Origin of the sequence: Veillonella sp. 20925_1_51, assembly GCF_041431445.1 — a bacterium.
Classification (GTDB): domain Bacteria; phylum Bacillota; class Negativicutes; order Veillonellales; family Veillonellaceae; genus Veillonella; species Veillonella nakazawae.
On the sequence record NZ_JAPVXT010000006.1, the window covers coordinates 115,298 to 124,801 of the forward strand.

The 9,504-nt window shown below is 39.8% G+C and carries 8 protein-coding genes, 1 rRNA gene and 1 pseudogene; all 10 read left to right on the top strand.

The features are described from left to right. Nucleotides 1-1,005, top strand: a complete 1,005-nt coding sequence (gene ruvB, locus O3607_RS07650; RefSeq protein ID WP_129823865.1) for a Holliday junction branch migration DNA helicase RuvB — start codon at nt 1-3, stop codon at nt 1,003-1,005. A gap of 2 nt (nt 1,006-1,007) precedes the next feature. Continuing rightward, on the top strand, nt 1,008-2,597 hold the full coding sequence (locus O3607_RS07655) for a SpoIID/LytB domain-containing protein (protein WP_129823866.1): 1,590 nt from the start codon (nt 1,008-1,010) through the stop codon (nt 2,595-2,597). Between the two features lie 11 nt (nt 2,598-2,608). Continuing rightward, nucleotides 2,609-3,634, top strand: a complete 1,026-nt coding sequence (gene queA / locus O3607_RS07660) for a tRNA preQ1(34) S-adenosylmethionine ribosyltransferase-isomerase QueA (protein ID WP_129823867.1) — start codon at nt 2,609-2,611, stop codon at nt 3,632-3,634. An 8-nt stretch (nt 3,635-3,642) separates the two neighbouring features. Beyond that, on the top strand, nt 3,643-4,758 hold the full coding sequence (tgt, locus tag O3607_RS07665) for a tRNA guanosine(34) transglycosylase Tgt (RefSeq protein WP_105086235.1): 1,116 nt from the start codon (nt 3,643-3,645) through the stop codon (nt 4,756-4,758). 77 nt (nt 4,759-4,835) lie between these two features. Then, nucleotides 4,836-5,126 (top strand): preprotein translocase subunit YajC, encoded by a 291-nt coding sequence (yajC, locus tag O3607_RS07670; RefSeq protein ID WP_005387358.1) that lies wholly within the window; start codon nt 4,836-4,838, stop codon nt 5,124-5,126. After that, nucleotides 5,126-5,692: a 5-formyltetrahydrofolate cyclo-ligase gene (locus O3607_RS07675; RefSeq protein ID WP_129823868.1), complete on the top strand. Its 567-nt coding sequence runs from the start codon at nt 5,126-5,128 to the stop codon at nt 5,690-5,692. Before yajC ends, O3607_RS07675 begins: the two co-directional genes overlap by 1 nt. A 21-nt stretch (nt 5,693-5,713) precedes the next feature. Continuing rightward, entirely contained in the window at nt 5,714-6,988 is a 1,275-nt protein-coding gene (gene secD / locus O3607_RS07680) for a protein translocase subunit SecD (RefSeq protein WP_060924903.1), read from the top strand. After that, the gene (secF, locus tag O3607_RS07685) at nt 6,985-7,881 is read left to right on the top strand and encodes a protein translocase subunit SecF (protein ID WP_024065567.1); all 897 of its coding nucleotides are present in this window, start codon (nt 6,985-6,987) and stop codon (nt 7,879-7,881) included. Before secD ends, secF begins: the two co-directional genes overlap by 4 nt. A gap of 187 nt (nt 7,882-8,068) precedes the next feature. Next, nucleotides 8,069-8,713 (top strand): annotated as a pseudogene (locus tag O3607_RS07690) (MFS transporter); the annotation flags it as partial. Nucleotides 8,714-9,314: 601 nt separating this feature from the next. Next, nucleotides 9,315-9,504: ribosomal RNA gene (locus O3607_RS07695) — 16S ribosomal RNA — on the top strand; the annotation flags it as partial.

Consider the following 9,504-nt stretch of genomic DNA (forward strand, 5'->3'; position numbering starts at 1 on the left):
ATGAACGAAGAAGTACGCCTTGTCGGAAATGGCGAGCACGAAGAAGATATATGGCAATATAGTCTACGTCCAAAGTTCTTTAATGAATACGTAGGCCAAGAAGAGGCTAAAGGTAATCTAAATGTGTATATTCAGGCGGCTAAGCAACGTGGTGAAGCCTTAGATCACGTATTGCTCTATGGTCCACCAGGTCTTGGGAAGACTACTTTGGCAGGGATTATTGCGAATGAATTGGGTGTTAATTTTCGCATAACCTCTGGTCCTGCCATTGAAAAGTCTGGTGACTTGGCTGCGATTTTAACAAATTTAGATGATCACGATGTACTATTTATCGATGAAATTCATCGTTTGTCTCGTAGTGTAGAGGAAGTATTGTACTCTGCAATGGAGGACTATGCTATCGATATCATCATCGGTAAGGGCCCAAGTGCTCGAACGGTGCGCATTGACTTGCCAAAGTTTACTTTGGTAGGTGCCACTACACGGGCCGGGGCTTTGGCGGCACCTTTAAGGGACCGCTTTGGTATTATTAACCGGTTGGAATATTATAAACAACCAGAATTAGAGTTTATTGTGACTCGGGCGGCAGAAATACTCCATATCGGTATTGAGCCGACTGGGGCCAGTGAAATTGCGCGTCGTTCAAGGGGAACGCCGCGTATCGCAAATCGTCTACTTAAACGGGTACGTGATTTTGCACAAGTCATAGGTGATGGGGTTATCACTCAAAGTATTGCAGATGATGCGTTACAACGTTTATATATTGACAAAGAAGGGCTCGATCGAATCGATCGACGTGTGTTGGAGTGTATTATTGAAAAGTATGATGGTGGTCCAGTAGGAATAGATACTATTGCAGCCGCTATCAGCGAAGAGAGAGATACCATCGAAGATGTGTATGAACCATATTTGATGCAATTAGGATTTTTAGGACGTACACCGCGTGGGAGGGTGGCTACTAAACTTGCCTATGAGCATTTAGGTATTTCACAGACAGGGAAATAACAATGAAAACGAAACGATTACAATTGATGATAATGGCAACTTTGTTTTTAGGTGTAAATGTTGGCGGTGCATCTGTTGCACAAGGGGCTACATTGCAACATAAAAGTGCAGTAGTGACTAAAAAGCCAACGCCGAAAGCAACAGTATCTACAACAAATGTATCGAAAGTAAATACGACGAAGCGGTCAACTTTTCGACCACTTGTAACTAAACCGGCTCCAAAGCCTGTGGCAAAAGTGACTGCAAAGTCAAATGCAACTAAGGCTGCAGCAACAGCTCAAAAGCCTGTTGCAAAATCTACAGTTACTAGTGCTAAGGCTACAACGGTAAAGCCAGCTGCATCTAAGGCTGTAAAAACTTCTGAAGCCAATAGTATTAAAGCTAATACGGCTGCTATTACGCGCAATAAAGTAGGTTCTGTAGTAACGCCTGCTACGGAGCGTATTGAGCATGTACCAAATGTACGTGTTCTATTAGGAAGCCGTAGCACCGATGCTAAGGTGACATCTACTGCCAATATGGTTGTGTTAAATAGTAATAATGGTCAGGTTAGTACAATTAGTGCGAATCGTGGTACCTCTGTTGGCGTTCAAGGTGGTAAAATTGTTGTTAATGGCAAGGCCATTGATAGTGTAGTTACCTTAAAACCAGCTAATAGTGATGCGCCATTCTTGTTTGAAGGTAAAGGTTATCGCGGTGGACTTACATTACGTGCTAATAATGGTAAAATGATGGTCATTAACTCTGTACCTCTTGAAGATTATCTTTATGGCGTAGTTCCACAGGAAGTCGTTCCGTCTTGGCCTGCAGCAGCATTAGAAGCACAAGCTGTAGCAGCTCGCACTTATGCGCTTCATACAATGGAAGAAAATAAAGGGAAATTGTATGATGTGAGTACGTCCACAGATCATCAAGTCTATAATGGGGTTAGTGGTGAAACTCAGGCTACTACTAATGCAGTAAATAAGACAAAGGGTATGGTTATGCTATATAATCAACGCCCTATTAATGCCTTATTCCATTCTGATGGTGGTGGTTATACTGAGGATAGTGTTAATGTGTGGGGCAGTGATGTACCATATTTGAAAGGTGTAAAGGATTTTAGTACTGGCACATCTACATCGAATTGGACGGTTACTACATCTCGTCAGGCCCTTGAAAGTAAGCTCAATGCAGCAAGTAAAGGTGTCGGCAAATTGAAGAGTATCCAATTGACACCACTTGGTAAGCCAGGTCAACAAACATCTGACAGAGGCGTGTCTGGACGTATTAAGAGTGCTACTTTCATAGGCACCTCTGGAAAGACGACAGTAGATGGCGATTCCTTGCGTAGTATTTTAGGTTTAAAATCTACACTATTTGATTTCTATGTAAATCACAACCCTGCTAAAGGTACGGGTAAGGCATATCATAACTTTACGGGCAATAATGATACTGTCTATATTAAAGGCCACGGTTGGGGACATGGTCTTGGTATGTCTCAATGGGGTGCTGCGGAGATGGCGAAACGTGCTACCCCAGGGGATACAAATTATTACCAAACTATTTTGCGTCACTACTATAGTGGCATTACATTAAAGAAAATGTACTAATAAGGATTACGATGAAAGTTACAGATTTTGATTATGAATTGCCAGAGGAACTAATTGCTCAACATCCTGTAGAACCTCGCGATACAGCAAGACTTTTAACCTTGGATAAGGTTACCGGTGAGGTTGCGCATAAAGAGCATTTTTACGATTTGATTGATGAACTTCATGAAGGGGATGTACTTGTATTTAATAATACAAAGGTTATTCCTGCAAGATTATATGGTCAACGGCAAGGTTCTGGTGGCAAGGTAGAGGTATTGCTCCTCACTCCATGTGGTGAAAACCGGTGGGAATGCCTTGTTAAACCTGGCAAAAAATGTCCTATTGGTCAAGTCATAGAGTTTGACGACCGCTTAAGTGGGACTGTAATAGATAAGACTGAATTTGGAGGCCGTATCATTGAGTTCACTTGCAATGGTGTATTTGATGATGTGATACAAGAAATTGGTGAAATGCCATTACCTCCATATATTCATGAAAAGTTAGAAGATAAAGACCGTTATCAAACGGTATATGCAAAGGAGAAAGGTTCTGCTGCTGCTCCAACAGCAGGGCTTCACTTTACACCAGAGCTTTTAGAAAAAATAAAAGCTAAAGGCGTAGAGCTCGAGTTTGTAACCTTGCATGTTGGTCTTGGTACTTTTAGACCTGTATCGGCAGAGACGATTGAAGATCATGAGATGCATAGTGAGTTCTTCGTTGTATCTCAAGAAACCGCGGACCGTATTAATGCAGCTAAGAGAAACGGACGCCGTATTATTGCGGTAGGTACTACATCTGTACGTACACTAGAGTCTGCTACGAATGATGACGGTATACTACAAGGTATTAGTGGATGGACTCAAATTTTTATCTATCCTGGTTATAAATTTAAGATGATTGATGCATTGGTAACGAATTTCCATTTACCTCAATCTACATTGTTAATGTTAATTAGTGCATTAGCCGGTCGTGAACATTGTTTAGCGGCCTATGAAGAAGCTGTTCGAGAACGTTATCGCTTCTTTAGCTTTGGCGACGCTATGTTTATTCGTTAGGAGGGACTATGCCAAGTATTACCTATGAATTACAAAAGACATGTCCTCATACGGGGGCACGTGCAGGTTTATTGCATACACCACATGGTACCTTCCAAACACCTATGTTTATGCCTGTAGGTACACAGGCAACTGTTAAAACAATGACACCTGAAGAATTAAAGGCTATGGGTTCTCAAGTTATCTTGAGTAATACGTACCATTTATTCCTTCGTCCTGGGCCTGAACTTGTGGAAGAAGCAGGTGGGTTGCATAAGTTTATGAATTGGGATCAAGCTATTTTAACAGATAGCGGTGGATTCCAAGTATTTAGCTTAGGCGACATGCGTAAGATTACTGAAGAAGGTGTAACTTTTAGATCCCATATTGATGGTTCTAAACAATTTTTATCTCCAGAAGTTGCCACAAAGGTACAAGAGCAATTAGGTTCTGATATTGCGATGGCCTTTGATGAATGCATTCCATATCCAGCAGATCATGATTATGCGAAGCGTTCTACAGCGCGTACCACACGTTGGGCTCATCGTTGCCAAGAGGCTCGTAAGGCTCATGACCGTCAAGGTATGTTTGGCATTGTTCAAGGCGGCATGTATAAAGACTTGCGTAAACAAAGTGCGGAAGAGTTAGTCGCTATGGACTTTGAAGGCTATAGTATCGGCGGCTTATCCGTTGGGGAACCTCATGATTTAATGAATGAGATTTTGGAATATACTACACCATTGTTGCCAACTAACAAGGCTCGTTACTTGATGGGCGTTGGTACAGCGGATTGTCTCGTTGAAGGCGTGGCACGTGGTATTGATATGTTTGACTGCGTATATCCAACACGTGTTGCTCGAAATGGGATGGCTATGACTTGGAAGGGGCGCCTTAATATTCGAAATGCGCAGTTTGCTCATGATTGGGGTCCTTTAGAAGAAGGCTGTCAGTGCTATACATGTAAAAATTATTCCCGCGCTTATATTCGTCACCTGTATAAGGCGGAAGAAATTTTGGCATTGCGTCTCGTAACATACCATAATCTCTACTTCTTGCTTGAGTTTATGCGCCAAATGCGACAAGCTATTTTGGAAGATCGATTCCCCCAATTTAGAATGCAGTTTTGGGATAGCTTTAAAAAATAGTAATTAAGTCTAGTCAAATCTATATTAGGTGGCTATACTAGAAAAGAAAAATATATTTATTATACTAGGAGGATAAAATGGAAGATATTTTACAAGTGTTGCAAACTAGTTGGCCTATTTTGTTGATGGTCGTAATCTTTTATTTCTTATTATGGCGTCCACAAAAAAAACAACAAAAAGAGCGCGCTAATTTGTTGGGCAGTTTGAAAAAAGGCCAAAAAATCGTTACTATTGGCGGTATTTATGGTGAAATCGTTGAACTTGATGATGAAAAAGTAAAGGTTCAAGTATCTGAAAAAGTGGAGTTAACATTTGCGCGTTCTGCAATTGCTAACGTTCTTTCCAAGAAAAACAAGGAAGAAAAATAATGAATACAAAGGAAGCAGTGCGCCGGGCGTGCAAGTCCAAGCGCGCTGCTTTATCCGTTGCTGATTGTAATACATGGACATCAATGTTGACGGAGCAAATCGTCAATACTCCTGAATATAAATCAGCCAATAGCATTATGGCCTATTTGGCGATGCCCAAGGAGGCCAATTTAGACGATGTGATTCGTCATGCTTTAGAACATGGTAAATCCGTATATGTTCCAGTTTGTACAGATAAGACGACAATGATTGCAGTTCGTCTCAAGTCTCTAGAATCTATCACTCGGGGTGTGTTAAATATACGCATTCCCTCTGAGCCATACGAGGTTATTAATCCACATGACTTGGATTTGATTTTAGTGCCTGGTGCTGGCTTTGACCGTCAAGGTGGTCGCATGGGGATGGGGAATGGGTATTATGATCGATTTCTCAAGGAACTTTCACCAAGTACATATATGGGCGTATGTTGGGCTATCCAAATTTGGGATGAACCAATCCCTATGGATGAATTGGACCAACGGATGAACAAGATTGTAACGGAGCAAGGCGTTATACATTGCGTATAGTAGTAGAAGGGAGCAACTATTTTGAACGGTAAAGCTATTATCAAGTTTTTAGTAGTCATTGCTGCCATCATTGGATTATTTGCGTATTTCATTCAACCTTTAGCAGGTTCTTTGAAACAAGGCCTAGACTTACAAGGTGGTACGCATATCGTATTGGAAGCAGAGGATTCTGCAACTGGTCAAGCTGACAATGATGCAGTGGAACGGGCGAAGCAAATCTTAGAGCGTCGTATTAATGAAATGGGTTTGTCTGAACCATTGGTACAACGTGAAGGTGCTCGCCGTATTATCATCGAATTGCCAGGCGTAAAAGATCCTGACGAAGCGATAAAACGTATCGGTAAAACTGCGGTCTTAGAATTTAAGAATGACCAAGGTCAAACTGTTATGACTGGTGATGATTTAAAAGATGCGAAAGAAGAGTTAGGTCAAAATAAACAACCACTCGTTGCTATTGAATTAAGCGATGAAGGGGCTAAGAAATTTGCGGACTTAACATCTAAAAATATTGGCCGTCGCATTGCCATTACTTTGGATGGTAAAGAATTGACTAATCCTGTAGTGCAACAAGCAATTACAGGTGGTAAAGCAACAATTTCTGGTAGTCAAAGCTTAGAAGAAGCTAAAGACTTAGCTATTTTATTACGTTCCGGTGCATTACCTGTTAAAATTAATGTATTGGAAGTTCGTACAGTAGGTCCTTCTTTAGGTCAAGATTCCAAGGATAAATCTGTTGTAGCCTTCAGTGCTGGTATTGCAATGATCATGATTTTCTTGGTTATTTTATATCGCTTTTCCGGTATCGTAGCTAATATCGCATTACTTGTATATGTAATGCTCTTATTACTTGTATTAGGTAAAGGCTTTAATGCGACTATGACATTGCCAGGTATTGCTGGTATTATCTTATCCATGGGTGTTGCTGTAGATGCTAATATCCTTATCTTTGAACGATTTAAGGAAGAGGTATTTTCTGGTAAATCCATGCGTGTAGCAATGGAAGCTGGTTTTAGTCGTGCTTTAGCAACAATTACAGATGCGAACGTATCCGTTATTATTACGGCTGGTATCTTGACAATCTTAGGTTCTGGTCCGGTAAAAGGCTTTGCTATCAGCTTAGGCGTAGGTGTTGTTGTAAGTATGTTTACAGCGATTACGGTGAGTCATTTCTTGTTGCGCTTACTTATAGACTGTAACTTTACGAACCATCCATTCTGGTTTGGTGCGAATATCTCTCCAAGCAAAAGTGCTGACGCATTTGCACCAAAATCTTTGAAAGGAGGTAAACGCAAATGACATTAGACGTAATTAAACATCATCGTTGGTGGTTTGCTATTTCCTCCACACTTGTTATTATCAGTTTGATTTCTATCTTTACTAAAGGCTTTAACTTTGGTATTGATTATACTGGTGGTACAATTGTTGAAGTTGTATTTGATCAACCTGTAGAGGTTAGTCAAGTTCGTGACGTTTTGAAAGAATATAATCTTGAAAATGCACAAATTCAGCTTTCTGGTGATACTACTGGTGAAACAGCGGGCGAAGACGTAATGATTCGTACACGTAATCTCGAGGCTAGTGAAAGTGCCGCTGTTGTAGAGTCTTTGACTAAATCTATTGGAAACAATACAGTTAAACGTATTGAAACTGTAGGTGCTGTAATTGGTTCTGAGGTTACAGAACATGCGTTGTTAAATCTTGTTATAGCATTCGCAGCATTAGCATTGTATATTTCTTATCGTTTTGAATATAAAGTTGCTATTTCTGCTCTTGTTGCTATTTTCCACGATTTAATCATGGTGCTTGGCGTATTCTCTTATTTCCAATTGGAAATTGATGCGTCTTTCCTTGCTGCTATTCTTACGGTTGTAGGTTACTCCATGAATGAATCTGTAGTTATCTTTGACCGTGTTCGTGAAAATACACATACACATAAACGTTCTGATACATTTGCAGATCTTGCGAATGCATCTATTACACAAAGTATTCACCGTAGTTTCTATACATTAGCTACAGTTATGTTCGCCTGTGTATCTCTTTATCTATTTGGTGGGGACACTACAAAGAACTTTGCTCTCTGTATGATTATCGGTTTTGCTAGTGGTGCGTACTCCTCTATCTGTGTAGCTACATCCTTATGGGTTATGTGGAAAAGTCGCAACAAAAACGATATCCGCAATCAACAATAATATATGAACTGCTTTTACTATAATAATGGTAAAAGTACTGAACCTCTCTAGCATACAGTCTAGAGAGGTTCTTTTTAGTCTGTGGCATATTATATATGACTCATTATGTATTGGTAGCTGCATTACCTATAGTGATTACTTCCGAACTAAGTGGTAGTGATTTAGATGTAGGACTGGCGATGACGTATTGCTGTTAAGTAATGTTATTCCTCTTTCAAAAGAGTTAGCCTTACCAAAAACGTCTAAGCACAAAGGCTGGCATATTTCTCAGTTTATAGAAAGCAAAAGTTTGCCTTGGGCATTAATGGGTTTATTCATAGGTTTTACTTATTCAGGCGTTTTAGTATTTATTCCTATCGAGCTGAATAGTATGGGCGCAGGTATTAGGGGTAGTGCTTTTTTTGCTATCTTTGCTTTGATGATTATAATCAGTCGACCTTTGGTGGGGAAAGTCTATGCTCGTTATGGATCTAAGTTCATTATTTATCCTGGGTTAGGCTTATTTATATTAGGCCTATTTGGCTTAGGCCTTGCCACAACACCAATGGCTATTATTCTTACAGCTCCATTATTGGGATTGGGCTATGGGGCGGCCCAGCCGGCATTTCAAGCGTTAGCTATACAATCAGCATCTATTGAACGAGCAGGTGTATCAACGGCGACATATTTCTTAGCTCTTGATATAAGTGTAGGTGCTGGTTCTATTATACTTGCATTACTAGCAAATGCATTAGGATATCAATACCTATATATTATTGCTGCGTTAGTTATGGTCATAGCGCTCAGTCTATATCATGTATGGATTAAAAAATATACTCCATTAGAAATATAGTTATATAGGGATTTTATTTGTGAAAGTTTCCCTTCGTAGATTTAGATAAAACCATAAATCCTTATAGGATACTTTTGAAAGTATTCTATAAGGATTTTTTAGCTTTAGTAGTAATTAGTGAAAGTTAGTTAAAAATAAAATGAACTAAAGTGATTGAAAAAAAGGTGTTATACAATTTAAAACCTGAATTAATAAGGAATTAAGGCGGGCTTATGATGAGGCGTGGTGAATTTAAAATGAAGTTGTAAAAACAAGGTTTTTATATGTTGACGATTATTTTATTTGTGCTATACTTATACAAGTCGTTAGGACACAGCACAAACGATGAGCACAAAAAAACTTCTGAAAAAAGTTTTAAAAAGTGCTTGACGTAATGAGCTGAACTTGATAGAATAATCAAGTCGCCAGTTGATGAAACACTTCGAAAGAAGGTAGTGGAAACTGGTACAGATCTTTGAAAACTGAACAATGATAGGTAATCAATCAATATGATTGAACATATGCCAGAGTGCGGGTTTTGACAAAGTCAAAACCAACCATAATTCAAAGTTACTTAAATGTAACGACAACAAATAATGAGCTATTCAAATAGCTTCAAGATATCTTGGAGAGTTTGATCCTGGCTCAGGACGAACGCTGGCGGCGTGCTTAACACATGCAAGTCGAACGAAGAGCGATGGAAGCTTGCTTCTATCAATCTTAGTGGCGAACGGGTGAGTAACGCGTAATCAACCTGCCCTTCAGAGGGGGACAACAGTTGGAAACGACTGCTAATACCGCATACGATCTAA